The organism is Mesorhizobium sp. Primo-A, assembly GCF_003997175.1.
GTDB classification, from domain to species: Bacteria; Pseudomonadota; Alphaproteobacteria; order Rhizobiales; family Rhizobiaceae; genus Mesorhizobium; species Mesorhizobium ciceri.
The window spans coordinates 171,564-197,188 of record NZ_RZTG01000012.1; the positions used below are offsets into that span (position 1 = coordinate 171,564).

Annotated in this window: 21 protein-coding genes; 12 read left to right on the forward strand and 9 right to left on the reverse strand. The window is 60.4% G+C overall.

Going from position 1 to position 25,625, the window contains the following annotated elements:
• Positions 1-73: 73 nt before the first annotated feature.
• The 3 genes from EOC83_RS22730 to EOC83_RS22740 form a co-directional block, all read right to left on the reverse strand.
• Positions 74-883 (reverse strand): ATP-binding cassette domain-containing protein, encoded by an 810-nt coding sequence (locus EOC83_RS22730; protein ID WP_224621066.1) that lies wholly within the window; start codon positions 881-883, stop codon positions 74-76.
• The gene (locus EOC83_RS22735) at positions 859-1,920 is read right to left on the reverse strand and encodes an ABC transporter permease (RefSeq protein ID WP_013532703.1); all 1,062 of its coding nucleotides are present in this window, start codon (positions 1,918-1,920) and stop codon (positions 859-861) included. Before EOC83_RS22735 ends, EOC83_RS22730 begins: the two co-directional genes overlap by 25 nt.
• 159 nt (positions 1,921-2,079) lie before the next feature.
• Positions 2,080-3,096 (reverse strand): sugar ABC transporter substrate-binding protein, encoded by a 1,017-nt coding sequence (locus EOC83_RS22740; protein ID WP_024503693.1) that lies wholly within the window; start codon positions 3,094-3,096, stop codon positions 2,080-2,082.
• A gap of 228 nt (positions 3,097-3,324) precedes the next feature.
• Here EOC83_RS22740 and EOC83_RS22745 point away from each other — a divergent pair, with 228 nt between their 5' ends.
• The 4 genes from EOC83_RS22745 (at position 3,325) to EOC83_RS22760 (ending at position 7,307) form a co-directional block, all read left to right on the forward strand.
• Positions 3,325-4,551 (forward strand): ROK family protein, encoded by a 1,227-nt coding sequence (locus EOC83_RS22745; protein WP_013532705.1) that lies wholly within the window; start codon positions 3,325-3,327, stop codon positions 4,549-4,551.
• Positions 4,551-4,997, forward strand: coding sequence for an RbsD/FucU domain-containing protein (locus tag EOC83_RS22750; protein WP_013532706.1), 447 nt, complete (start codon positions 4,551-4,553; stop codon positions 4,995-4,997). The genes EOC83_RS22745 and EOC83_RS22750 overlap by 1 nt, the downstream gene beginning before the upstream one ends.
• On the forward strand, positions 4,994-5,917 hold the full coding sequence (locus EOC83_RS22755) for a carbohydrate kinase (protein WP_013532707.1): 924 nt from the start codon (positions 4,994-4,996) through the stop codon (positions 5,915-5,917). The genes EOC83_RS22750 and EOC83_RS22755 overlap by 4 nt, the downstream gene beginning before the upstream one ends.
• A 247-nt stretch (positions 5,918-6,164) precedes the next feature.
• On the forward strand, positions 6,165-7,307 hold the full coding sequence (locus EOC83_RS22760; protein ID WP_013532708.1) for a DegT/DnrJ/EryC1/StrS aminotransferase family protein: 1,143 nt from the start codon (positions 6,165-6,167) through the stop codon (positions 7,305-7,307).
• A 14-nt stretch (positions 7,308-7,321) separates the two neighbouring features.
• Here the strand turns inward: EOC83_RS22760 and cysQ are convergent, their stop codons facing one another.
• The 3 genes from cysQ to cysD are packed head-to-tail and all read right to left on the reverse strand — an operon-like array spanning position 7,322 to position 10,969.
• Entirely contained in the window at positions 7,322-8,113 is a 792-nt protein-coding gene (gene cysQ / locus EOC83_RS22765) for a 3'(2'),5'-bisphosphate nucleotidase CysQ (protein WP_063170189.1), read from the reverse strand.
• Between the two features lie 10 nt (positions 8,114-8,123).
• A complete protein-coding gene (gene cysN, locus EOC83_RS22770; protein WP_024503688.1) occupies positions 8,124-10,061 on the reverse strand; it encodes a sulfate adenylyltransferase subunit CysN in 1,938 nt (645 codons plus the stop codon).
• Between the two features lie 2 nt (positions 10,062-10,063).
• On the reverse strand, positions 10,064-10,969 hold the full coding sequence (gene cysD / locus EOC83_RS22775; RefSeq protein WP_013532711.1) for a sulfate adenylyltransferase subunit CysD: 906 nt from the start codon (positions 10,967-10,969) through the stop codon (positions 10,064-10,066).
• Here cysD and EOC83_RS22780 point away from each other — a divergent pair.
• From EOC83_RS22780 to EOC83_RS22790, 3 genes are read left to right on the forward strand one after another with little or no spacing between them, the layout of a single operon-like run.
• Positions 10,968-11,456, forward strand: a complete 489-nt coding sequence (locus EOC83_RS22780) for a hypothetical protein (protein WP_127224166.1) — start codon at positions 10,968-10,970, stop codon at positions 11,454-11,456. The genes cysD and EOC83_RS22780 overlap by 2 nt on opposite strands.
• The gene (locus EOC83_RS22785; protein WP_013532712.1) at positions 11,453-12,751 is read left to right on the forward strand and encodes an O-antigen ligase; all 1,299 of its coding nucleotides are present in this window, start codon (positions 11,453-11,455) and stop codon (positions 12,749-12,751) included. Before EOC83_RS22780 ends, EOC83_RS22785 begins: the two co-directional genes overlap by 4 nt.
• The gene (locus EOC83_RS22790; protein WP_013532713.1) at positions 12,748-13,683 is read left to right on the forward strand and encodes an NAD-dependent epimerase/dehydratase family protein; all 936 of its coding nucleotides are present in this window, start codon (positions 12,748-12,750) and stop codon (positions 13,681-13,683) included. The genes EOC83_RS22785 and EOC83_RS22790 overlap by 4 nt, the downstream gene beginning before the upstream one ends.
• Positions 13,684-13,718: 35 nt before the next feature.
• On the opposite strand, the gene EOC83_RS22795 is transcribed toward EOC83_RS22790, so the two are convergent.
• From EOC83_RS22795 to EOC83_RS22805, 3 genes are all read right to left on the reverse strand, one after another.
• The gene (locus EOC83_RS22795) at positions 13,719-14,255 is read right to left on the reverse strand and encodes a sugar transferase (protein WP_013532714.1); all 537 of its coding nucleotides are present in this window, start codon (positions 14,253-14,255) and stop codon (positions 13,719-13,721) included.
• 122 nt (positions 14,256-14,377) lie between these two features.
• Positions 14,378-15,313 carry a glycosyltransferase family 2 protein gene (locus EOC83_RS22800; RefSeq protein ID WP_013532715.1) on the reverse strand — a complete coding sequence of 312 codons (936 nt, stop codon included), beginning with the start codon at positions 15,311-15,313 and terminating at the stop codon, positions 14,378-14,380.
• Positions 15,314-15,406: 93 nt separating this feature from the next.
• Entirely contained in the window at positions 15,407-17,392 is a 1,986-nt protein-coding gene (locus tag EOC83_RS22805; RefSeq protein WP_063167692.1) for a nucleoside-diphosphate sugar epimerase/dehydratase, read from the reverse strand.
• A 565-nt stretch (positions 17,393-17,957) separates the two neighbouring features.
• Between EOC83_RS22805 and EOC83_RS22810 the strand changes: the two genes are divergently transcribed.
• Genes EOC83_RS22810 through EOC83_RS22830 form a run of 5 tightly spaced genes read left to right on the forward strand, consistent with a single transcriptional unit; the run spans position 17,958 to position 25,599 of the window.
• On the forward strand, positions 17,958-19,676 hold the full coding sequence (locus EOC83_RS22810; RefSeq protein ID WP_013532717.1) for a sulfotransferase family protein: 1,719 nt from the start codon (positions 17,958-17,960) through the stop codon (positions 19,674-19,676).
• Positions 19,673-20,557, forward strand: coding sequence for a class I SAM-dependent methyltransferase (locus EOC83_RS22815; protein ID WP_013532718.1), 885 nt, complete (start codon positions 19,673-19,675; stop codon positions 20,555-20,557). The genes EOC83_RS22810 and EOC83_RS22815 overlap by 4 nt, the downstream gene beginning before the upstream one ends.
• Positions 20,557-23,367 carry a glycoside hydrolase family 99-like domain-containing protein gene (locus EOC83_RS22820; RefSeq protein WP_013532719.1) on the forward strand — a complete coding sequence of 937 codons (2,811 nt, stop codon included), beginning with the start codon at positions 20,557-20,559 and terminating at the stop codon, positions 23,365-23,367. The genes EOC83_RS22815 and EOC83_RS22820 overlap by 1 nt, the downstream gene beginning before the upstream one ends.
• Positions 23,364-24,158, forward strand: coding sequence for an ABC transporter permease (locus tag EOC83_RS22825; RefSeq protein ID WP_013532720.1), 795 nt, complete (start codon positions 23,364-23,366; stop codon positions 24,156-24,158). Before EOC83_RS22820 ends, EOC83_RS22825 begins: the two co-directional genes overlap by 4 nt.
• Positions 24,148-25,599 carry an ABC transporter ATP-binding protein gene (locus tag EOC83_RS22830; RefSeq protein ID WP_013532721.1) on the forward strand — a complete coding sequence of 484 codons (1,452 nt, stop codon included), beginning with the start codon at positions 24,148-24,150 and terminating at the stop codon, positions 25,597-25,599. The genes EOC83_RS22825 and EOC83_RS22830 overlap by 11 nt, the downstream gene beginning before the upstream one ends.
• Positions 25,600-25,625: the final 26 nt, after the last annotated feature.

Here is a 25,625-nt window from a genome sequence, read left to right on the forward strand (position 1 = left end):
TCGCGCGACGCGCTTCAAATTCCTGTTCCGTGCCTGCCGTGCCGCCAACCCTCCAGCACTTGGGCGACATGTATCAGGCCGCCAGCGCTGCCTCGGGCGGAACCTTTGCTCCGGTCATGAAGGCCACGGCATCGGACATCGTATATTGCTTGGGATCGATGACGCAGAGGCGACGGCCGAGCCGGTGGATGTGAATGCGGTCGGCCACTTCGAACACATGCGGCATGTTGTGCGAGATCAGCACGATCGGCAGGCCGCGCTTCTTGACGTCGAGGATCAACTCGAGCACGCGGCGGCTTTCCTTGACGCCAAGGGCGGCCGTCGGCTCGTCCATGATCACCACACGACTGCCGAAGGCGGCCGCGCGCGCCACCGCAACGCCCTGCCTCTGGCCCCCCGAGAGCGTTTCCACAGCCTGGCTGATGTTCTGGATGGTCATCAGGCCAAGCTCGGTAAGCTTGTCGCGGGCGCGCTTTTCCATCGCCGGACGGTCGAGCATACGCAGCCAATCGCCCAGAAAACCCGGTTTGCGGATCTCGCGGCCAAGGAACATGTTATCGGCGATCGAGAGCGCCGGCGACAGTGCCAGATTCTGGTAGACGGTCTCGATGCCGGCTTCGCGTGCCTCCATCGGCGATTTAAAGGCGACGGGTTTGCCTTCAAGCCGGATCTCGCCTTCGTCGGGCACGGCCGCGCCGGAAATCGCCTTGATGAGCGACGACTTGCCGGCGCCGTTGTCGCCGATGACGGCGAGGATTTCGCCGGGATAAAGGTCGAAGTCGGCATTGTCGAGGGCGGTGACACGGCCATAGCGCTTGATCAGGCCACGCGCGGTGAGGATGGGCTCCTGGGTCATGGTCATGCCGACACCTTTCTGATCCATTGGTCGACTGCCACGGCGCCGATGATCAGCACACCGGTGAGCAGCACCTTCCATTGCGGATCGGCGCCCAGCATGTTGAGGCCCATGGAAACGACGCCGACGATCATCGCGCCGAACAGCGTGCCCAGGATGGAGCCGCGTCCGCCGAAGAGGGAAATACCGCCGATCACCGTCGCGGTGATGGCCTGCAGATTGTAGTCGGTGACGGCAGCCGACGGCGAGATCGAGCCGTTGCGGCCAATGGAGACCCAGGCCGCGAAAGCGGCGATCAGGCCGGCCAAGGTGTAGACCGTCATCAACACCTTCTTGGTCTGGATGCCCGACAGCTTCGCCGCCTCCTGGTCATCGCCAACGGCGTAGACATGGCGGCCCCACGCCGTGTGATTGAGCACGTACCAGAGGATCATCACGAGCAGGACCGTGGCAATGACGCCGAGCGTCAGCACCGCAGTGCCGACCTTGAAGCTGATGGCAAAGAGATGCAGCAGCGGCGCCTGGGTATCGACGTCGGTGTCGCGGATCGTCTCGTTGGCCGAATAGATGAAGTTCGTGGCCATGACGATGTTCCAGGTGCCAAGCGTCACGATGAAGGGTGGTAGCTTCATGTAGGCGACAAGCACCCCGTTGAGCAGCCCGCAGGCGGCGCCGGCGGCAAGCCCGATCGCCACTGCGAGCGCGCTCGGCATGCCGTAGGAGACCGCGCAATTGCCCATGATCACCGCTGAAATCACCATGATCACACCAATCGACAGGTCGATGCCTGCGGTCAGGATGACCAATGTCTGCGCAGCCCCCAGAATGCCGATGATGGCGATCTGCTGCAGGATAAGCGTCAGCGTGTAGGACGAAAAGAAACGCCCACCGATGGTGATGCCGAAGACGATGATCGCCAGAACCAGGACGATCAGCGGCACCGCGGCCGGCGTCGAATGCAAGAAATGCTGGATACGCTTGACGGCCGATTTGTGCTCGTCAAAAGCAGCAACGCTGGTGTCGCTGCTCGAGAGAACCTTCTCGAATTCCTGAGCTTGAGCCATGTTTTCTCCCCGTAGGCTTCAGCCAAACGCCGACGCCAGTCCACGCCTTTCCGGTCTGCTGCCGGGATTGTTCGCGGTCACGCGAGCCATCGTCCACCCGAAGCAGCCGGGGATCAAGCCCCGACCGCTCAGGTTCCTTGGATGCCGGTCAGAACGGCATCAGCCCCAGCACTTGGCGAGGCCTTCCTTGGTGTCGATGGACTTGACGCCGGTGGCCGGCTTGTCGGTCACCAGGTTGACGCCGGTGTCGAAGAAGTTCTTGCCTTCGGTCGGCTTCGGCTTGGTTCCGTCCTTGGCAAAAGCGGCGATCGCCTCGATGCCGAGTGCAGCCATCTGCAGCGGGTATTGCTGCGAAGTGGCGCCGATGACACCTTCGGCCACCGACTTCACGCCGGGGCAGCCGCCGTCGACGGAAACGATCAGCACCTGGCTTTCGAGGCCGACAGCCTTGAGCGCCTGGTAGGCGCCGACAGCGGCGGGCTCGTTGATGGTGTGGATGACGTTGATGGTGTTGTCCTTCTGCAGGAGGTTCTCCATCGCCTTGCGGCCGCCCTCTTCGTTGCCGTTGGTGACGTCATGGCCGACGATGCGCGGATCGGTCTCGTCGCCGATCTTGTTGGGATCTTTTACATCGATGCCGTAGCCCATCATGAAGCCTTGGTCGCGCAGCACGTCGACAGTCGGCTGCGAAGGCGTCAGGTCAAGGAAGCCGATCTTGGCGTCCTTGGCCTTGTCGCCGAGCGTGGCGGCGGCCCAGGCCCCGATCAGCTTGCCTGCTTCGAGATTGTCCGTCGCGAAGGTCGCATCGGCGGCGTCGATCGGATCGAGCGGCGTGTCGAGCGCGATCACCAGCAGGCCGGCATCACGCGCTTTCTTCACGGTCGGCACGATGCCCTTGGTGTCGGATGCGGTGATCAGGATACCCTTGGCGCCATCGGCGATGCAGCTTTCGATCGCCGCGACCTGGCTCTCGCTGTCGCCGTCGATCTTGCCGGCATAGGTCTTGAGGTCGACGCCGAGTTCCTTGGCCTTCGCGGTCGCGCCTTCCTTCATCTTGACGAAGAAGGGATTGGTGTCGGTCTTGGTGATCAGGCAGGCGCCGACACCGGCCGCGGATGCGGACGAGGCAAACGCCATCAGCCCCAGAGCCGCGGCGGCAAACACGGTCGATTTCAACAATTTTGTATTGGTCACGATTTTCCTCCCAGTGGAACCATTCCGATGCCGGCCAACCGGCACCTGCAGCGCATCCAACGAAATTCTCCCAGCGTGGACGCTGCCTTAACAGACACCAGGCCGAAGCCCGTGTCAATAATTAAATCACTCTTATTTATTATTGACAGCATTGCTTCGTTCACCCATTCTGGCCCAAAAGCATTGAGGGGAAACGACGGGAGGAACAGGGTGGAAACGGCCATTGCGAGGCACGGTTCGCCCGAGGTGAATGACAGTCTCATTCACCGCGGCACCAACCAGAGCGGCATGCGCGACCACAATGAGCGGTTGGTGCTGTCGCTGGTGCGTCAACACGGCAGCCTGGCAAAATCCGACATCGCCCGCATGACCGGACTTTCGGCGCAGACGGTTTCCGTCATCATGCGCGAGCTGGAGGAAGAAAGCCTCCTGCTGCGTCAGGCGCCGTTGCGCGGCAAGATCGGCCAGCCTTCCATCCCGATGGCGCTCAATCCCGAAGGCGCTTTCTTCATCGGCCTGAAGATCGGCCGCCGCAGCGCTGAACTGGTGTTGATCGACTTCCTTGGCAATGTCCGTTCGATGCTACAGCATTCCTATCGCTACCCGGCGCCGCGCGAGACGGTGGACTTCGTCAGCAACGGCATGCGGCAGATGCGCGGCGAGCTGACGCCCGCGCAAGACAAGCGCATCGCCGGGCTGGGCATCGCCATGCCGTTCGAATTGTGGAACTGGGCCGATACCGCCGGCGCCCCGCGCGACGTGATGGACGAATGGCGTCACCGCGACATCAGGGCCGACATCCAGGCGCAATGCGATTTTCCGGTCTATTTGCAGAACGACGCCACGTCGGCCTGCGGCGCCGAACTCGTCTTCGGGCAGGCGGGCGCTGCGCGTGACTTCGTCTATTTCTATATCGGCGCCTTTGCCGGTGGCGGCATTGTGCTGAACGGCCGGCTTTTCGGCGGCCCGACCGGCAATGCCGGAGCGCTCGGCTCCATGCCCGTGCCCGGGCCGGACGGCAAGCCGACCCAACTGATCGATGTCGCTTCCATCGCCATGCTCGAAAAGGCGCTCAATGCGCGCGGCATCGAGGCCTCGCATCTGTGGACCTCGCCGGACGACTGGGGCGAGATCGGACCCGAACTCGACGGCTGGATCGCCAGCGCCTCAAGGGCGCTCGCTTACGCCATCGTCGCCGCATCCTCGATCATCGATTTCGAAGCGGCGGTGATCGACGGCTGGATGCCGAAGGCGGTGCGCCGCCAGCTGGTCGACGCCATCATTGCGGCAATCGCCACGATCGACGGCGAAGGCTTGAAGCTGCCCGCCATTCGCGAGGGAACCGTCGGTATCCATGCCCGGGCGCTCGGCGGCGCCAGCCTGCCACTTTCCGAACGCTTCCTGATCGGCTCGACGACGATTTCCAGGAGCGCCTGATGCTGATCGGAATCCCGGCGCTGCTCGGTCCGGAGCTTCTGGCGATCCTGCGCGGCATGGGCCATGGCGACGAAATCGCCCTTGTCGACGGAAACTATCCGGCGGAACAGCAGGCAACCCGACTGGTACGCGCCGATGGCCACCCTCTTATCCCGGTACTCGATGCGATATTGAGTGTCCTGCCTGTCGATGACGCCGTGCCGGAGGCGCTGTTTCGCGCCTCGGTCCGAGGCGATCCCTCGCTTGCCGATCCTGTCCATCATGAGATCGAAGCGATCTGCGCCAAACGGGCGCCAGGCCGCAAGGTGGTTGCGCTGGCCGGCGCCGACTTCTATGCACGGGTCAAATCGGCGCATGCCATCGTCGCGACAAGCGAGCCGCGGCTCTACGCCAACATCATCATACGCAAGGGCGTGATCTATCCGCCGGAGACCAAGAAGCCATGATCCTCTGCTGCGGCGAAGCCCTGATCGACATGCTGCCGCGCACGACGACAGCGGGCGAGCCGGCCTTTGCGCCTTATGTCGGCGGCGCCGTATTCAACACGGCAATCGCACTTGGCCGGCTCGGCGCGCCGGCCGGCTTCTTTTCCGGCCTGTCGTCGGATCTGTTCGGCGGCCAATTCCGGGATGCGCTTGGGGCGAGCAAGGTCAGTTCCACCTATGCACACACCTCGCCACGGCCAACCACGCTGGCCTTCGTCAAGCTCACCAACGGCCAGGCGACGTACACTTTCTATGACGAGAACACCGCCGGACGCATGCTGACGATCGACGATTTGCCGCAGCTCGGCAACGAGATCGAAGCCATGCTGTTCGGCGCCATCAGCCTGATTTCCGAGCCGGCCGGCAGTGCCTATGAAGAGTTCATGCGGCGCGAGCATGAAAGCCGCGTCATGATGCTCGACCCCAACATCCGGCCGAACTTCATCCCGGACAAGCCCAAGCACCTCAAGCGCATTCGCACCATGATGGCGATGGCCGACATCGTGAAACTGTCGGACGAAGACCTGAACTGGTTCGGCGAAGCCGGCTCGCATGAGGATGTCATCCGCAACTGGCTGGACCGCGGCCCGAAGCTGATCGTCGTCACCCATGGCGGCGAAGGCGCGATCGGCTACAGCAAGGAGCACGCCGTCACGGTGATGCCCGAAAGGGTCGAGGTGGCGGACACGGTCGGCGCCGGCGACACGTTCAACGCCGGCATCCTCGCCTCGCTGCACGAGCAAGGCCTGCTGACGAAGGCGGCGATTTCCGGACTGTCGGAAGACGCCATCCATAAGGCGCTGGCGCTCGGCGCGAAGGCGGCGGCAGTGACCGTGTCGCGGGCCGGCGCCAATCCACCCTGGCGACATGAAATCGCCTGAGCAACGCTCAACATAAGTTGAGCCCAATCGATCACTTTATGTTTCGCAGGGGCTCTTTCCAAGGCTATAAGGGCGGGATGGCGCCCGACGAAGCCCGGATTTCCGGCATCTGACTGACATTCGCCGGGAAAACTGGTAACGGACTGCGACACTTCCGCAATTTAGGGCTCCGCCTGCCCGGCTTTCTCGGCAAGCGCAACTCTGGTACCAGCGGCCGATTATCTGGCTAACCCATTTTGAGGCCGACATGCAGTTCATCGATCTTGGCGCGCAGCGCGAACGAATCCGCGACCGGCTGAAGGCCGCGATCGACCGTGTCGTTGACGAGGGCCGCTATATTCTTGGCCCGCAAGTCACCGAATTCGAGAACAAGCTTGCCGCCTATATCGGTACCAAGCATGTCGTGGCCTGCGCCAACGGCACCGACGCGCTGCTGTTGCCGCTGTTTGCAGCCGGCGTCGGCCCGGGTGACGCGGTGTTCGTGCCGAGCTTCACGTTCGCCGCCACCGCCGAAGTGGTGGCGCTGGCCAAGGCCGCGCCGGTGTTCGTCGATGTCGACCCGCACAGCTACAACATCGACATTGCCAGCCTCGAAGCGGCCATTGCCATGATCAAGAAGGAAGGAAGGCTGAAGCCGAAGGCAATCATTCCCGTCGATCTGTTTGGCCTTGCCGCCGATTACGAGGCGATCATGGCGATCGCCAACCGCGAAGGCCTGATGGTGATCGAGGATGCCGCCCAGTCGATGGGCGGTTCGCTCGACGGCAAGATGTGCGGCTCCTTCGGTGCGGTCGGCTCGACCAGCTTCTATCCGGCAAAACCGCTTGGCTGCTACGGCGACGGCGGCGCGATGTTCACCAATGACGATGCGCTGGCCGAACAGCTTCGCTCGTTCGCCTTTCATGGCAAGGGCGAGACGCAGTACGACAATGTCCGCGTCGGAATCAATTCGCGGCTCGACACGATACAGGCGGCGATCCTCATCGAGAAGCTGGCCATTCTCGAAGACGAGATGGTCGCCCGGCAGGTCGTGGCACAGCGCTATGCCGATGGGCTTGGCGACGTCGTTACCGCCGCCCGCAATCTGGACGGCAGCCGTTCGGCCTGGGCGCAATACGCCATCGAGACGCCGAAGCGCGACGGGCTGAGGGCGCATCTCGGCGAAAAGGGCATTCCGTCTGTCATCTACTATGTGAAGCCGCTGCATGCCCAGGTCGCTTATCGCGATTATCCGCGCACGCCGACCGGCCTTGCCGTTTCGGAAGACCTGCCGAAGCGGATCCTGTGCCTGCCGATGCACCCTTATCTCAGCGAAGCCGACCAGGACCGCATCATCGAGACGATCCGCAACTATATAGGCTCGAATTCGGCGCAGGCAGCGGCCGAGTAAGCTACCGGGCCTTCTCAGGCGGGGCTGACCCCTGCCCCGCCGCTGGCAATGAAATGCGGATTGGCGAAATCCTCGTCGTCGCTTTGCCGGCGCTTCCCATAGACCAGAGGCTGGCCATCGAGCGTGCGCGTCATGCCACCGGCGGCGCGCAGGATGGCGTCGCCTGCCGCCGTGTCCCATTCCATGGTGCGGCCGAAGCGCGGATAGACATCAGCCTCGGCACTGGCGAGAAGGCAGAATTTCAAGGACGAACCGACCGAGACGATTTCGGCGGCACCAAGGTCGCGAATATAGGCCTCGGTTTCCGGCGTGTTGTGGGAACGGCTGGCGACGACGGCCAGAGGCGCCACGGCCCTTCTCACCGAGATCGGCCGGCGGCCGACGATCTGGTAGCCGCCATCGATTTCGAGAGATTCCGCCCTTCCCGGCAGGCCGGAAAAGAAGCGGCCCGCGCAGGGCGCAAAGACGACGCCGACTTCCGGCACGCCATCGCGAACCAGCGCTATGTTGACGGTGAAATCGGTGCGGCGGTTGACGAATTCCTTGGTGCCGTCGAGCGGATCGATCAGGAAGAAAGCCCCATTTAGGTCGGGCGGCACGATACCGGCGGAAGCTTCTTCCTCGGCCACGCAGGGGATATCGGGAAATGCGGCACGCAGTCCGGCGAGAATGATCTTTTCGCTCTCGCGGTCCGCCTCGGTCACCGGCGAGGCGTCGGACTTGCGGTCAACCGCACAGCCGGCGTGGAACACGCGCATCACCTCGCGCCCGGCCGACAAGGCCAGGCGCTCGAAGATTTCAAGCATCAGCCTGTCGTCAGATGCCGCCGCCGCTATCGTATTGGTCTTCGGCAATGTCGCGCTCGTTCAGCCAGTGTTCCAGGGCGTCGACCATCTCTTCGGCCGATTTGCCGAGTGTCTGCAGATGGATCTCCGGGGTTTCCGGCGCTTCATAAGGGGAATCGACGCCGGTGAAATTCTTGATCTCGCCATTCAGCGCGCGCGCATAGAGGCCCTTCGGATCACGCCTGGCGCATTCCTCGAAGGGCGTATCGACGAACACCTCGACGAATTCTCCGTCGGCCATCAATTCACGTGCCATGCGCCGTTCGGCGCTGAACGGCGAAATGAACGAAACAATGACGATCAACCCGGCATCGGCCATCAAACGCGCCACCTCGGCGACGCGGCGGATGTTCTCGACGCGATCGGCATCGGTAAAGCCAAGATCGCGATTGAGACCGTGACGGACGTTGTCGCCGTCGAGGATATAAGTATGACGGCCGGTGGCGAACAGCTTCTTTTCGAACAGGTTGGCGATGGTCGACTTGCCGGATCCCGACAGCCCGGTGAACCAGAACACGGCGGGCCGCTGGTTCTTCATGTCGGCGCGCACGCGCTTGCCGACATCGAGCGACTGCCAATGGATGTTTTCGGCACGACGCAGCGAGTGCAGGATCATGCCGGCGCCGACCGTGGCGTTGGAGATGCGGTCGATCAGGATGAAGGCGCCGGTTGTGCGGTTTTCGGCGAAGGGATCAAAGGCGATCGGCGTCCGCGTCGAGATGTTGCAGATGCCGACTTCGTTCATTTCGAGCGACTTGGCCGCTTCATGGGCAAAGTCGTTGACGTTGATCCGGTATTTCAGATCGGTGACGGTGGCGCTGGTCTGGTCGGTCTCGGTGCGCAGGATGTAGGAGCGGCCCGGCAGCAGCGCATGCTCGTCGAACCAGACGATGTTGGCGGCGAACTGGTCGGCGACCTGCGGCCGTGCGGCAGGCGAAACCAGCATGTTGCCGCGCGAGATTTCGACTTCGTCGTCGAGGACGAGCGTGACGGCCTGTCCGGCAGCCGCCTGGGCGAGATCGCCGCCATACGAGACGATCCGCTTGACGCGCGAGGATTTGCCCGACTTGGCGACAACGACCTCGTCGCCGGGCGCAACCGAGCCGGAAGCGACCGTGCCGGCAAAGCCGCGAAAGTCGAGATTGGGACGATTGACATACTGGACCGGGAAACGGAACGGCAGTTCGACCATCGCTTGGTCGACCGACACGGTTTCGAGATGCTCGATCAGCGTTGGGCCGGAATACCATTCCATGCTTTCCGACCGACGGCTGACATTATCGCCATAACGGGCCGACATCGGGATCGGCACAATGGTCTGGAAGCCGAGATCGCGCGAGAATTGCCCGTAGTCTTCGACGATCCGGTCGAAAACCGTCTGATCGAAATCGACAAGATCGATCTTGTTGACGGCCAGCACGACGTGGCGGATGCCGAGCAGCGAGGCGATGATCGAATGTCGCCTTGTCTGGCGAAGCACACCCTGCCGGGCATCGATCAGCACGATCGCCAGGTCGGCGGTCGAGGCGCCGGTGGCCATGTTGCGGGTGTATTGCTCGTGACCAGGTGTGTCGGCGACGATGAATTTGCGCTTCGGCGTGGCAAAGAAACGGTAGGCGACGTCGATCGTGATGCCTTGCTCACGCTCGGCCTCGAGGCCGTCGACCAGCAGTGCGAAATCGATGTCGTCGCCCGTCGTGCCATGCTTGCGCGAATCGCGTTCGAGCGCGGCGAGCTGGTCCTCGAAAATCTGCTTGGTGTCGGACAGCAGGCGCCCGATCAGCGTCGACTTGCCGTCATCGACCGAGCCGCAGGTCAGGAAGCGCAGCAGCGACTTCTTCTCCTGCGCCGCCAGATAGTCGCGAACGCCGTCGGTGGGGGCGAGGCTCTTTGCCATGATGTGGCGCATGGTCAAAAGTACCCCTCGCGCTTCTTCTTTTCCATCGAGCCGGCTTCATCGCGGTCGATCAGGCGCCCCTGCCGTTCGGATGTCCGTGCCGTCAGCATTTCGCCGACGATGGCTTCCAGCGTGTCGGCCTCCGATTCGATGGCGCCAGTCAGCGGATAGCAGCCAAGCGTGCGGAACCGCACGAGCCGGTTCTCCACTGTCTCGTCGGGGCGGAGTTTCATGCGCTCGTCGTCCCGCAGGATCAGCATGCCGTCGCGTTCCACCACCGGCCGTTCCTTGGCGAAATAGAGCGGCACGATCGGGATACTTTCCTGCAGGATGTACTGCCAGATATCCAGCTCGGTCCAGTTCGACAGCGGAAAGACGCGGATCGATTCACCCGATGCGATGCGGGTGTTGAATATCTTCCACATTTCGGGGCGCTGGTTCTTCGGATCCCACACATGCTGGGCATTGCGGAAGGAAAAGATGCGCTCCTTGGCGCGCGATTTCTCCTCGTCGCGACGTGCGCCGCCAAAGGCCGCGTCGAAGCCGTATTTGTCGAGCGCCTGGCGCAGCGCCACGGTCTTCATGACATGGGTGTGGGTGTTCGAACCATGGTCGAACGGATTGATGTTGTCGCGCACGCCGTCTTCGTTGACATGAACCAGGAGATCGAAGCCGAGTTTCTGCGCCATCTGATCGCGAAAGGCGATCATCTCGCGGAACTTCCACGTCGTGTCGACGTGAAGAAAGGGAAATGGCGGCTTGGCGGGATAAAACGCCTTCATCGCCAGATGCATCAACACGGATGAATCCTTGCCGACCGAATAGAGCATGACCGGCTTGGCAAAGGCGGCCGCAACCTCGCGGAATATATGGATGGACTCGGCCTCAAGCCGCTGAAGATGCGTAAGCGCTGTTGTCATGGACCGTGGGCGTTCTTTCGTATTTCCAACAGAAGACCTGCCTCAAATCATCGAGCTTTTGCGCCCGGTTCGAGCCTTGTTTCTGGACAATCTTCCTCGTGCCGGCGTTCTAGCAGATCGCCGTTGTCAAGAACAATGCAAGACTGGCCCGGCCGCACATGGTTCGAGAATGAATTTTCCACAGATACCATCAAACCCGGAAATTCCTGCCCGCAAGCTCAACAACCGAGAAAACGCGGGGAAAATATTGCTTGAATGGCCGGCTACGGCTTTCAAGCGACTTCCCTTGGCCGACCGTCGCCTGCCGCCGATTTTCGGTGGCAATCCACCAGATACACTATCGAAAACGGGGGGCGGCCGCTATACCAGCTTCGGCAGCGGGCAAGCGCGTTATGAGGCATGGGCAATTTCGAGGCGAGCGCATTCAACTTCGCTAAACAAGATCCGCCGCATGACACTTGCCGAAAACAGCGAGCCCGAAAATTGAACCGGCTTTCATCCCTCACACAGCAATTCTCGCCTTCGCGGATCAACAACTACTTCTCCATCCTTTGCTTCTTTTTTCCACCGGTTCTGGGGTCGGTGGTCAGCTTTGTGTTCAATTGCGGAGGCCTTTCGTCCGCCCTGCTGATTGCTTTAGGGAAAAGGCGCTTCAACGCCGACCGGCCCATGATCTGGATGACGGTCGCGATCTATGCCTACTGCGCCGCCAATCTCCTGGCGTCCATCGTCAACAACTCGTTTGTCCGGGATGCGCCGCATCTTATCCCGCTCGTCACCTTCCTGTTTTTTCCCGTGTCCTATTCGACCTGGAGCAACACGCAGAAAACCACGCTTGCCCGCATCGTCGTGCTTTCCAGCATGGCCGCCTGCTTTGTCGCGCTGCTCATGGCCGTCATCCAGCAATATTGGATTGGCGTCAGGGCGGAGGGGGGAGCCGGAAATCCGATCGTCTTCGCAACCGTCGTCTGCCTTGCCGTGGTGACGTGTGTGGCTGGCGCCTTGTCCAGTATTGAGCAAGCCCGGACACCCCTCTTCTACGCGACACTGGCCGGGACGATCGCCGTCATCTATTCCGGCTCGCGTACCATCTGGCTGGCACTGCTGATTGCCGGCATAGCCGTCATGTTGATCAACCGGCACAGGCTCAGGGGCAGGAATGCCGTTCGCCTGCTGCTGCTGCTGGCGGCAGTCGGCGTCGTGATCGCCGCTTCCAGCTTCCAGGCGATATCCGGGCGGGTCGACTTTTTGCGCTCCGATTGGGGTGCGCTTGGAGCTAGCGGCAACTACGACACCTCGTTGGGAATACGTGTTGCGCTTTGGGAGATCGGCCTCAAAGCATTCCATGACATGCCACTGTTCGGGCACGGTGTGGGTGCAACCCAGCTTCTGATCAAACAGGGCTTTCATGAGCAGTTCGCGATGGACACAGGCTTCAACCATTTCCACAACGGCTTCCTGACCGCCTTGGTGCAAGCAGGAATTCTGGGCGCCGTGACGCTGGCAGCGATCTTTATCGTTGCCGCTGGAAATGCCGCCCGGGTCTTGCGAAGCAGCAGCGATCCGAACGAGCGGTTCGGCGCCACCATGATTGTCGTCGTGGTGATCACCTATCTGACGGCCGGAATGACAGGCATCCTGGTCGGCCATGACATTCTGGACTCGGTGCTGATGGTCTTCCTGGTGAGCGGAACATATCTCGCCTCCGGACGTCATGTTCCTTTGCTGGACGAACCGGCACTTGCACCAGTCACGCAAGACCTGTCTCGGGCAAGGCCATGAAGGTTCTGGTCACGGGCGCGACAGGTTTCATCGGGCGTCTTGTCGTGCGCCACTTACGCGAAGCCGGTGCCGAGCTTCGCCTCGCCTCCCGCCATCCCGAGAGGCTTGGTTCGGAGAACGAGACTGTGCCGATGCCCGGCTTCGATGCGCCGGCCGCCGCCTTCCTGGAACTGACCCGGCATATGACTGACGTCGTCCATTGCGCTGGCCTCAACAATGATCGGGGAAATGCAACCGAAGCCGATTACCAGGCGGCCAATGTGGAACTGAGCGCAAGGCTGGCGCATGCAGCGGCGGCCCAGATAAGCGGACGTTTCATTCATCTCTCCTCGATCCGGGCGGTGATCGGCGCGCACGTCAGCGCAACGATCGACGAGGACACGCTTCCTGCCCCACAATGCGCCTATGGACGCTCGAAGCGCGAAAGCGAGATCACGGTTTTGGACGCCTATGCGTCGCATGGCCGCTCCGACGCCGCCGTGTTGCGCCTGCCTCCGGTCTATGGAAGTGGCATGAGGGGAAATCTGGCAACGCTGATGCGCCTTGCCGATACGCCGCTGCCGCTGCCGACTGGTGCCTTGACCGGAATCCGTTCGCTGATGTCTTCCGAGGCCGCGGTGCGAGCAGTGTCGCACCTGCTCAGCCATTCCGGGCTGCTTCGCCCGATCTATGTCGGCGCCGATGTGCCGCCGGTCGCCCTCGACGCCGTCATCGCCGTCTTTCGCAGAGGTTTGGGGCGGCCTGTGCGCCTGATGGCGATGCCGGCCGGGCTGATACGGCCGGTGGTGGCCGCACTCGGCAGGCGGGCGTTCTGGGACAGCCTGACCGCGACACAAATATGCGACCCCGCCCTGCTGGTATCGCAGGGGTGGACGCCCGAAGCCGGCACGCTTGAGCGGCTGGCCGAGCTGGCGCGGCTCAGCAGATCCTGACTTTCTTGCTTGACCATGATCTTTTCATGGTCTGCTCAGCGGTAGAGCGTTCCAAACAGGATCCGAAGATCGAGCCAGAACGACGCGGTGCGGAGGTAGGCAGCATCCGTTTGCGCCAAGAGCTCCGGGTTAGACATGTCGATGCCCCTGATCTGGGCCAGGCCGGTTATGCCCGGCAGCGCCGCCAAAACCCCCAGCCGCCTGCGACACTCGATCAATTCCGTCTGGGTCGGCAGGCAGGGCCGCGGCCCGACCAGGCTCATTTCCCCCTTCAAGACGTTCCAGAATTGCGGCAGCTCATCGAGCTTGAACTTCCGCAAGACCTTTCCAACCGATGTCACGGAATCCGCCGGCGCCTCATGCGAGGGTAGCGACGGCGTCCCGACATACATCGTGCGCAACTTGTGGCAGCGGAAAAGCCGACCGTCACGGCCGACCCGCACCTGTGAAAAAATAGCCGGGCCCGGCGACGATGCCCGAACGGCAAGGACGGTGAGCGCCAAGACAGGAGATGTCGCCACCAGCAGCAGAGCCGCACCGGCAAGATCGAAGATTTGCTTGGCTGCCTTCATGAACGGCCGATAGTGCTCCCTGCCGAAGTCCCGAGGCAATGCCGCAGGCCAATGCCGTCAATCCGGTCGACGTAGCATGAGCCGATCTCTTGACCAAGCGCGCCACGCAGCCGTCGCAATGTTCAGATGCGCCCCAGGACGAAGGCGAGATAGAGCCCCAGGTTTCCGGAAACGGTCTGCCGATAGACGCCGCTTCGGCGCAAGCCTGCCAAGCGGCGGAAAAGGCCGCCGTCGCGCCCGCGGGTGAAAAGGTCGAGGCACACCATCGCGTCCTCGGTCAGGAGGTCGCGATTGACGGCAAGACCGTCAAGGTTGAGGTCCGTCCAGCCGGCGAATTCCCCCTTAAACAGGCGGCCAAGCCGGGACACCCTTGCTTTCCAGGATACGTTGGCGCCGACCAGGTTTGCCGCATGCTGCCGGTAGCGCACCAGCGGCCGCGGATCGTAGCGGACGATGCCGCCGGCGGCGGTCACGATGAGATAGGCCCACCAGTCGTGGCTGACGAACCCGGTCCGCATGCAGGCCCTGGCCAGCAGGTTGCGTGCCGCTGCGTTGAGCAGGATGGTGTTGCCGCCGGCGATGCTTTGCACAAGCGCGTTGCGAAAGGTTGGCGGCCGGGCAAACAAAGGCGAATGGCCGACAAGGCTTCCTGTTTCCGTCATGGTCGCGGTTCGCGAACAAAACATCAGCGGGATTTTCGCATCCTGGGTCCGCATCCAGTCGATAGCGCTCTCCAGCCTGTCGGGCTCCCAGATATCGTCCTGGTCGCAGAAGGCATAGCAGTCCGCCTCGATGCGTCGATCGACGATCATGGAGCGGAAATTGGCGGCGAAGCCTTGCCGCGGCCCCTCGACGAGCGTCATTCGACACTTGGGCCGCCAGCGGGATTTCCATGCCTCGATGATGGCGGTCGTGCCATCGACGGAGCCATCGTCGGATATCCACAGGTCGACCAGAGGGTGCGACTGCTCGAGCAGGGACTGCAGCTGCTCCTCGATGAAGGCGGCGCCGTCTTTCGTGCCCATCAGGACCGCGATGCGCAGATCATCTTTGCTCACGAGCAAGATCGCTTTCTGATTCTGATTGGATCTATCTCTTTGATTTGGCGCAATTCCCAAAGGTAAGCGCCGTGCGCTTTTCCCGGAATTGTTCTAGGTCGCCTGCCCGGCCGTCTTCGGAATCGCGTCTTGACGTGCACTTGCCCTGGCCTTCTTGGCGCGGTCGAGACCTGCCAATGCGGCGAGCGCGGCAGCCTTGTCCTGGTTTTTCGCCGACTGCTGCAGCGCCGTGAGCGCGACCTGGACATCCGACCATTCCACGACGTCCGTGCTGAGGCCGAAAATCTTCGAGATGCCGAGTTCGACGAGTTCCTCGTCTTCGCCATGCAGCGTTTCGTGGAGTTTTTCACCCGGCCTTATGCCGGTGAACCGGATCGCGACGTCCTTGTATGGGCTCTTTCCGGACAAGCGGATCATCGTTTCGGCCACTTCAAGGATCGGTACCGGCTTGCCCATGTCGAGCATATAGACGGCATAATCGTCTCCGCTCTGCCGCGACGCGGCATCGGCCGCCGACATGATGACGAGATCGACGGCTTCGGCCACGGTCATGAAATAGCGTGTCATGCGCCGGTCGGTGATGGTGACGGGCCCTCCGGCCTCGATCTGCGCCTGGAATATGGTCGCCACCGAACCATTGCTGCCGAAGACGTTGCCGAACCGCACTGCAATGAACTTGGTGGCCGGGCGACGCCCGCTTGTCTCGCCTGCCGGCGTGCCATGCAAGGCGCTGATGATCTGTTCGGCGGCCCGCTTCGTCATGCCGAGCACTGACGAGGGATCCACCGCCTTGTCGCTCGATATCAGGACAAATTGCGCAACCCCGCACTTGGCGGCGACCTCGGCACAGACGAGCGTTCCGAAGATATTGGTCTGGATGGCCGAATCCCAGTTTTCCTCGAGCAGCGGAACATGCTTGAGGGCCGCGGCATGAAAGATGATGTCCGGCCGGAATTCCGTGACGACACGCGTTATCTGGCGCCGGTCCGCGACATCGACGATGCGGACCTTGAGGCGGTCGTGGTCCTTCTCGTCAACATACTGGCTCAGCTGGAAAATGCCGAACTCGGAGTTGTCGGCGACCAGCACCGCCTCGGCTCCGAGTTCCAGCGACCGCCTGACCAGCGTCTGACCGATAGAACCGGCACCGCCGGTCACCAGAACGCGTTTGCCGCCGACAAAGGCGCCGATACGCTGGATATCGGACGCGACCGTCGGCCGGCGCAGGATCGTTTCCATCTCGACGGTGTCGAGAACCAGCTTTCCGTGCTGTTCCAACTCCGAAAGGCCTGAGAACTGCACCACATTTATGTCGCCGTGCCGGGCAATGCGCACAAGTTCCGAATAGTCCTCGATTTCGTGCTCGGCGCCGCTGCCGAAAATCAGCAAGTCCAGGCTCTTGGTGCCGGTCGCATAGTCTTCCAGGACATCGATCAGGCGCGGCATTGTCGCCACCACGGGAACACCTTGAATCCGCGTGCCCAACGGTGCGCCGCGCTCGGTGGCCATGATGCCTGCGATGGAATAGTCCGCCGGTTGCGCCGTGCGCGTGAAGCGAATGATCAGGTCGGCCTCGCCGAGCCGGCCGACAAACAGAGCGCGCTTGGCCTGCTGGTCGGTCTTGCGGCTCAGAATCCCCCAGCTCGCGCCGTCACGCAGGAAGCGGTAGAACAGCCGGGGTGCCGATATGATGGTGAAGGAGACGAGGAAGAAGACGATGAACTGACGCTCGTTGAGCCCCGCCACCGGCCGGTAAAAACGCAGCAGCAGCGACGCCATGTAAAGAGTGAACGTCAAAATCGCGCAGCTCTTCAGGATGTTGAAAAAGTCCGGCGTCGAGGCGAAGCGCCAGACAGTGGTGTAAAGGCCACTGTAGCGGAACAACAAATGGCTGATGACGACGATGCCCGCCCATGTCGCCAGACCCTCGTTGGAGAACGCTTCGAACGAAAGATTCGACCGCGAAAGAATAAGGCTGAGTGCCACGGCGACCAGGACCATGACCACGTCCTGGACCATGATGAAGGCGCGCCGCATCTGTGGCCTGAGCCCGAACACAGCTTCTAGATGGGAATTCATTGGACGGCACTAGACTCCAGGCTCAAGGGCATCGACACCAGCGAAGTGCGAACACGAAGATACTTCGCGATCAATCACCTTACCCACGTGCCATCCCCGACCCCCGCCGTCCTGTATCGCATACTGCGGGTGCGAGGGCATAGCCAGAGGTTTTTTCGGACAAGAGCGTGAATACGAGTAAGCTTGACGCCCTGTTACTGGATCGGTGGAGTCCGATCGGTGCGTTGCGATTTGGACACTGCCGCCGCGTCAGCGTTGTTTCGGTTTTGCCGCAATTGACTCTGCTCTCGACCTCGCTACGACGCAACTGGTCGAAATGGCTATGAAGGCCAAGTTTGCGGGTCGAGTGCGTGCAGAGGACAAAGCTACCAGAGGTGGGGCGCGGGCGCGCCACATTATAGTCATAACATGTCGCGACATGATGGCACGCTGGCCATTTCCATACTGGGACGGCCTTCAGAGACGTAATGACTCGGTTGCAGCTTCCAAAACCGGCGTAGAGTACAGGCAAGGCTCATGATCGCAGAAGCCAGCTCTGTGGCTTGCCCATCCATGGGATACAATTATGGCTGTTGCCGCGACGACAATGAAGAGTTCGAAGTTAAAGCGAGAAAGCCAGGGCGAGCGCACCTGCTTGATGGTTCTTGGCATGCATCGGTCCGGCACCAGCGCGTTGGCCGGCGTGCTTCAACTGCTGGGTGTTGCTCCACCAAAGAACTTGATTCCCGCCGACGAAAGCAACCGGACAGGTTATTGGGAACCATTGCATCTGGCCCTGCTGAACGAGCAGCTCTTGCTCGAACTTGGTAGCCGGTGGGACGATTGGAGGCCGGTCCGGGTCGAGGAACTGTCGGCAAGCCGGTTAAGATTCTACCACGACGAGATCGCTCGCCTACTCGATGGCGAATATGGCGGCATGCCAACGATCGTGCTCAAGGAGCCGCGGATTTCGCGCATTGTGCCGATCTATCAGCAACTGCTTACATCGCTCAGGTACAAGACTGACTATGTAACGATCACTCGCAATCCACTGTCGGTCGCCAAATCGCTGGCAAAGCGCGACGGAATGGATCTGGGATTCGCCTCCCTCGTTTGGCTGAACTACGTTCTGGCCTCCGAGAGAAGCACTAGGAATTCACCTCGTGTCTTCTTGTCGTACGAGTCGATGGTTCGAGATTTCGGGCCTGCCCTGGAGAAGATCTCAGAACGATTTTCGATCGAATGGCCGCGCAAGATTAGCTCTGTCGAGAAAGAAATTGCAGCTTATCTGTCGACTGATCACCAGCACCATCTGGCGAGCGTCGACTTGCTCATGGCTAATGATGGCGTGCCGGATCTGGTCAAGCGAGCCTATGTTGCCATGCTCGACCTCGAGGAAGACGCGTCTTCGCCAGCAGCGACCGCCGAACTCGATGCAATCTATGACGAATTTGAGGACAGTTGGCTGCCGGCTGGCCAAGTCATGTTTGCCGAATTGCTGGCGCGTGAGACCAAGGCGCGCCTCGCGCCGACAACCGATTACGCCGCCACAGAGTTAAGACTGGTCGGCAATGTCCGGGCGCTGATGTCTCAAGTCGATCAACTTAGCGCGGAACGCGATGCGTTGAAATCAAAGATCGTAGCGATGGTTGAGGACCAGAACCCAATGGAAGGGCAGGCGGTCGAGGGTGAGATAAGAGCAGAGCGACTGAAGTCAAGCGAGTTGGCCACCGAGTTGGCCACAAGGATCGGTGAGATTGCGAGCTTGAATGCCGAACTCTCAACGCGCTCGGCGCAACTCGCAGATTCGAGACAGGAAATCGCAAGGTATGTCAGCCAGATGTCAGCTCTCCAGGCAGATTTGAGATCGCTCACCGAGCAGTACGACAGCCGGGGCCTGGACGTTTCGACCCTGAGGGACCAAGCAGAACAACTGCGATTGGAGATCGCCGCCAAGTCAAGCGAGTTGGCCACGAGAATCGATGAGATCGCGAGCTTGAATGCCGAGCTCTCAACGCGCTCGGCACAACTCACAGATGCGAGACAGGAAATCGCAAAGCATGTCAGCCAGATGTCAGCTCTCCAAGCGGATTTAGGATCGCTCACCGAGCAGTACGACAAGCAGGGCCTTGACGTTTCGGCCCTGAGAGGCCAATTGGCGGCCGTGACGGAAAGCCTTCAGGCAGCGGCGCGCGAGCTAACGCTTATCCACGAGAGCAAATCGTGGAAAGTTGCGAAAGCATTGTCAAAGCTTGCTTTGCCGATCCGAAAGATTGGCGCAGACACACGAGGCACGGATAAGTGAGCGCAAAACAGAAGACATCAGCAGATATCTACGTTTTCGATGTCGACCCGAATTCGGACACGGCTGCGGCAAATGTGTTGCGGTTAGTCGGCAGGGATAAGGATGTCCTCGAAATCGGCGCCGGACCGGGGTCGATCGCCAAGCCACTGATAGCTCTGAACGGCTGTCGGGTTACCGCGCTCGAATATGATCCGAACTGCATTCCGATCCTGAAGAGCTTTTGCGTCGACGCGGTCCAGGGCGATCTCAACACGCCAGGATGGGGCGAGGTCTTCGGTGAGCGACGCTTCGATGCCGTCGTCATCGCGGATGTGCTCGAGCATCTGGTCAATCCCTGGGAGACATTGAGGGAGGTCACCCGCTATCTGCGGCCTGGCGGCAGCGTGGTCTCGTCGATCCCCAACGCCAATCATGCCGCAATGATGGCGATGATGCTTGATGACAATGTCGACTACCGGGACTGGGGCCTTCTCGATCGCACACATATCCGCTTCTTTGGCGCCAAGAACCTTCAGCACCTCTTCCGCCAAGCCAATCTGAAGATCGTCGACGCGCTCTTTGTCGTGCGGACGCCCGAGATGACAGAGTTCGCCGAGAACTGGAAGAAAACGCCCGAACAAGTCCGGGCAGCTTTGGAACTCGGCGCCTATTCGCAGATCTATCAGACGGTCGTGAAGGCAGAACTGGCGAACTCGCCGAAGAATGAGTTTGTCCTGCTCGATCGCGCGCCCCCGAAAATCGGCAAGCCTGTTTCGAATTTGCCGTTTGTCCCGCCGCCACACTATTCGCCACAGCAGCGACCGACGTTCAGAACGATGGTTGGCCGCATGCTCGGCCCGACCGGCCGTCGCATCGTGAAGTCGATCCTGAGCATGCGATAATGGCGCTGCGTTATGTTGCCTACTATCTGCCGCAGTTCCATCCGTTCCCCGAGAACGATGAATGGTGGGGCAAAGGGTTCACCGAATGGACCAACGTTGCGAAGGCGGAGCCGCTCTACGATGGCCATAATCAACCGCGCTATCCGACCGATTTCGGCTACTACGACCTTCGCGTCCTGGACACCATCCGCGATCAGGCCGAGGTCGCTAGGGAGCACGGGATCGACGCTTTCTGCTTTCACTACTACTGGTTCGACGGCCACCGGCTGATGGAGAAGCCGGTCGATGCTTTCCTGACCGACAAGAGCATCGACATGGGCTTCTGCCTGTGCTGGGCGAACGAAAACTGGACCCGCCGATGGGACGCCGCCGAGCACGAGGTTCTAATCGCGCAGACCTATGGTCCGGATTGGGAGTTGCGCTTCATCGAAAGCCTCTTTCCCTATTTCAAGGATCCCCGCTATCTGCGGGTCGATGGCAAGCCGTTGCTGGTCGTCTACCGGCCGCAGCATCTTCCTGACGCCAAGGCCGCAGGTAAGCGCTGGCGGGAGCATTGCCGCAAGATGGGTATCGGCGAAATTCACATCGTGAACGCGCTCGTTCACGGCAATAACGACTACGAGCAGTATGAGTTCGACGCAGGCGTCGAGTTCCCGCCGCACAACATGAAATTCCATGGTGTGAAGGAGATCGTGCCGACCTATAAGCCATTCGAAGGCTACCCGGTCGAATATGCCAACGTTGCGCGCGATTTCCTATCGAGGGACCATAGCCGCAAGCGGATCTATCGAACCGTTTTCCCCGATTGGGACAATACGGCCCGGGTAAAGAATCGCTCATTGATCGTTCTTGGCTCCACCGTTGCAAATTATGAGCGCTGGCTGCGGGGATCGAGTTCGCTGACGCGCGCCAATCGCGCGGAAGGCGATCAACTGGTCTTCATCAATGCTTGGAACGAATGGGCCGAGGGATGCTATCTCGAACCAGACCGGAGACACGGCCGGGGGTTCCTGGAGGCCACGCTTCGCGTGAAAAATGGCATGTCGATGGTTGACGATATTTACGACGTTGCGCCGGAACGCGTGCGGTTCGAACTCAGGCAGCAATTAGCGGCGATCCCCGAGGAAGCCAGGGACGCCGAAATCGCAAAGCTCCGTGCCGCAAAAATCCGGGAAGTCGCTGACCTCGATGGCAAGGTGACTTTGCTCAAGCAGGAAGCCAGCCGCTTGCAGTCCGGGAATGAAACCGCTCCTGAGCCGCAGCGCGAAATCACGGAAACTGCGGCGAGAAGCATTCAAAAGGCGCGGGACGCCCAAGCGGTTGAGCAACCTCAGCCGAAGCTGACGACGACGAGCCCGGCGGTCCTGACGATGCCTGAACCCGGTTCGATCAAGGTGCCCCTGAAGTTCAGGGTGGCGCACCGGCTTTACGACAGGCCAATGATGTTCAAGGCCGTCCGCTTTGCCTATCGTGCCGCGAAACGCGTGGTTAATCCGTCCTCTGCAACCGAGCCGGCGCAAAAAAAAAAAGTAATCGCTGATCTCCCGGACCAGGTTGCGATGGCCTCTAGTCGTCACCAGTTGGAAGGGCACGATGTCCAGGAGGTTTCGCTCGAATCCATTGGCAGGGTGGCGTCGAGCAAACAAGAAATGCTCACTTCGAACGAGGATTGCATTTGGACCGCGTTCTCTCCCTGCAACGTCGAGGCTGAACTAGCTCCGCGACTGCACGTCGCGAAAGGCGTGGTCAATGGCGACGAATTCGCTCGCATGCTGAAGACGGTTCCCTATGAGGCAGCGCCATTGCGGTTCGGTCGGTTTCACAATTGTGTGGCGCATCCGATCGCCGTGGCTCTCGTCACCCGGAACAACCAGGTCATCGCCGAAACGATGCGCATCTACCGCTATGTCAGGTCGCAAGTGACAGAGCTTGAATATTTGGTGGAAGACGATGCAGGCGCGCATCTGAAGGCTGAAACAGCGACCGAGATCGATGCGGACGTGATCATTCCCATGCACTACTCCCAAGCGTTCGGCCATGTGGTCTTTGATATGGTTCCACAATTGTTGGCGTTTCGTGATGAGATCATTGCTGAGCGGTTGCGTGTTGTCCTGTCGACGAAAGCGCCAAAATGGTTGATCAGGATGCTGTCGGTCTGGGGCTTCCTTCCACACCATTTTCTTATCCTCGACGCGGCCAGCACCGCTGTCTACAAGTTCCGTTCGGCCATTGTCTCCAATGCTCTGACCACGTTCACCACGTTCTTCCCGCATCCGGAAACAGCCGATCTGATGTCGCGAACGCTCGTGCTTCCCCCGGCGGTTCAAGACTATCGTGCCAGACGGATATATCTCGGGCGTTCAAGCGAAACCACAAATTCCGGTAGGACGATAGCCAACGAAGCCGCGCTTCAGGCTGCGCTGGTCAAGCGTGGTTTCAAGGTCATCGATCCGGCCGTGCTGGCTTATTCGGACCAGATCGACCTTTTCACAGATGCCGAAATTATCGTCGGAGCGCATGGGTCCGCCTTTGCCAACCTGATATGGTCGAAGGCGGGAACGGTGGTTTTCGACTTGATGCCCGACGCCTGGATCAATTTCTGGGGTGCCGGCGGCGGAGTAGTCGAATTATGGATCAGCCGTATCTGTGCCCTGAAGAAGTTCGACTACAATGTCATATTATGTGACTCTAATGGATCATCTGAAACGTGGCAGCCAAAGACCTATGCCATGCAGTCCACGGTTGACGTTGAAGTGGCCATGGACCACATCGATCAGGCGATAAAAGAGCTACACAAGGCCACCCGATGATTAGTCAGCGCGATTTTCAGGTCTTGTCCAATCTTGTTCGCAGGGACGTGAGCAGCAGGTTCAAGGGTTCGTTTTTCGGGATTGGTTGGGCGCTGTTAACGCCGTTGCTCACCCTTTCCGTTTTCACCCTGATGTTTGGCTCCGTGTTCGGCGTCAAATGGGCCGCCGCAGGTGCCAACCAGAACCACTCCGTCGGATTCTTTGCGCTTGCCCTGTTTTGTGGCCTCATGTTTTTCAACTTCTATGCCGAGGTTCTGTCCAAATCGACGGGGGCTATATTGAACAACGCGACCTTCGTGAAAAAGATCGTCTTTCCGATCGAAATTCTGCCGGCGGTGGTCACCGGTTCCGCGATGGTGCAACTCGGAATCAGTCTGGCCGTGCTGCTGGTCTTTACCCTGATCATAACCGGAAGCCTGTCGCTCTATATCTTGCTCGCTCCCCTTACGATTGTTCCTTTCGTCCTGCTGGTGCAGGGAATTGCGTGGGTCTTGGCCTCTCTGGGGGTCTATTTTCGCGACATCAGCCAGATGATCGGTCCGGTTCTGACGGCGTCCATGTTTCTCTCGCCCATGTTCACGCCCCGAACATCGATGCCGGAATGGCTTCGGCCCTGGGTGGTTTTAAACCCGCTGACGGTGCCGATCGAAAATTTCCGTGCCGTCGTCCTCATGGATACCCTGCCTTCATGGTGGGCGCTGGCCGCCTATTTCTGCGTTGCCTTGATCGTCGCGCTGCTAGGCAGGCTGTTCTTCGAGAAGACACGAGGGGGATTTGCCGATGTCATCTGAGCGCGATAGCCGGCCCTTTGCGATCAAGGTTCGCAACGTCACCAAGCGATACACGATGTTCGAGCGGCCGGAAGACCGCTTCAAGCAGATGATCGTGCCGCGATTGGAACGTTTAGTGGGCATGCAACCCCGCCGCTATTACAAGGACTTCGCGGCTCTCAACGACATCTCCTTCGAACTCGGCCACGGCCAAGTGATTGGCATCATTGGCCGTAATGGATCGGGAAAATCCACGCTGCTGCAAGTGATCTGCGGAACGCTTCCACCGACCAGCGGTACGGTTGAAGTCAACGGCCGGATCGCGGCCTTGCTTGAACTCGGTGCCGGCTTCAATCGCGAATTCACCGGGCGTGAGAATGTCCACCTCAATGCCTCCATTCTCGGCGTCCCACGGGAGGAGATGGCCTGGCGTTTCGAGCAGATCGAAAGATTTGCGGAGATCGGCGACTTCATCGATCAGCCCGTCAAGACCTATTCGTCCGGCATGTATATGCGACTTGCCTTCGCTACCGCGATCAATGTCGATCCCGACATCCTGGTCGTCGACGAAGCGCTTGGGGTGGGCGATGAGGCGTTCCAGCGCAAATGCATGGCCCGCATCGAGCAGATCAAGGACGCCGGAGCTACTATCCTGTTTACCTCGCATGGCGCCCAGACGATCATTCAATTGTGTACCAGCGCAATTCTCATCGATGGCGGCGAGAAGATATTGGAGGGCACACCCAAGCGGGTGGCCAGCCAATATCAGCGGCTTGTCAATCTTCGTGGCGAAGAGGCCAGACAAGTGCGTGAAGAGATCAAGACGCTTGCCGGCACTAGCGATTCGGACGGCCCGCCGGTGATTGGCAATCATGCACCAGCGACGAAGTTGCCGACGCAGAGACCCGAACAGTCGGAGATCGTTGATGATGGTTTTTGGGACCCTGCGCTTACCAGCCAGACCATCACGCCCTATGAAGAGACTGGTGGGCGCATTGCCGACGTGCGGATTGTCAACACCGGTGGGGAAATGGTCAACGTGCTGACCCAAGGCTGTGTCTACGCGGTGCAATATACCTTCACTGCAACCACGGACGTCGACGATCTCGCGTTTGGCACCCTGTTCAAATCCCCTTACGGTGTGGAACTGTGTGGGGGAAATACTGATCGGGTGCCGGATCTTCGGCTGAAGAGCTTAGGGGTAGGCGAGTCTGTGCAGGTCAACTTTGAGTTTAAGTGCCTGCTACGGGCCGGAGTTTATTTCATCAACGTTGGAGCGATGGGGAATGCAAATTTTGAAAGACAATACCTTCATCGCATACTTGATGCCGTGATCTTCAAGGTTATGCCGGCCCCGGATGAGATTGACTACGGCTTCTTCAGCCTGGGAATGACCTTCAAGTTGACCCCCGCTGATTTGACCTCGGACACGCCCCTAGTTCGCAAGATTGCAGCCGCCTGAATTTGTTCCGCATCCATTCGGGGCAC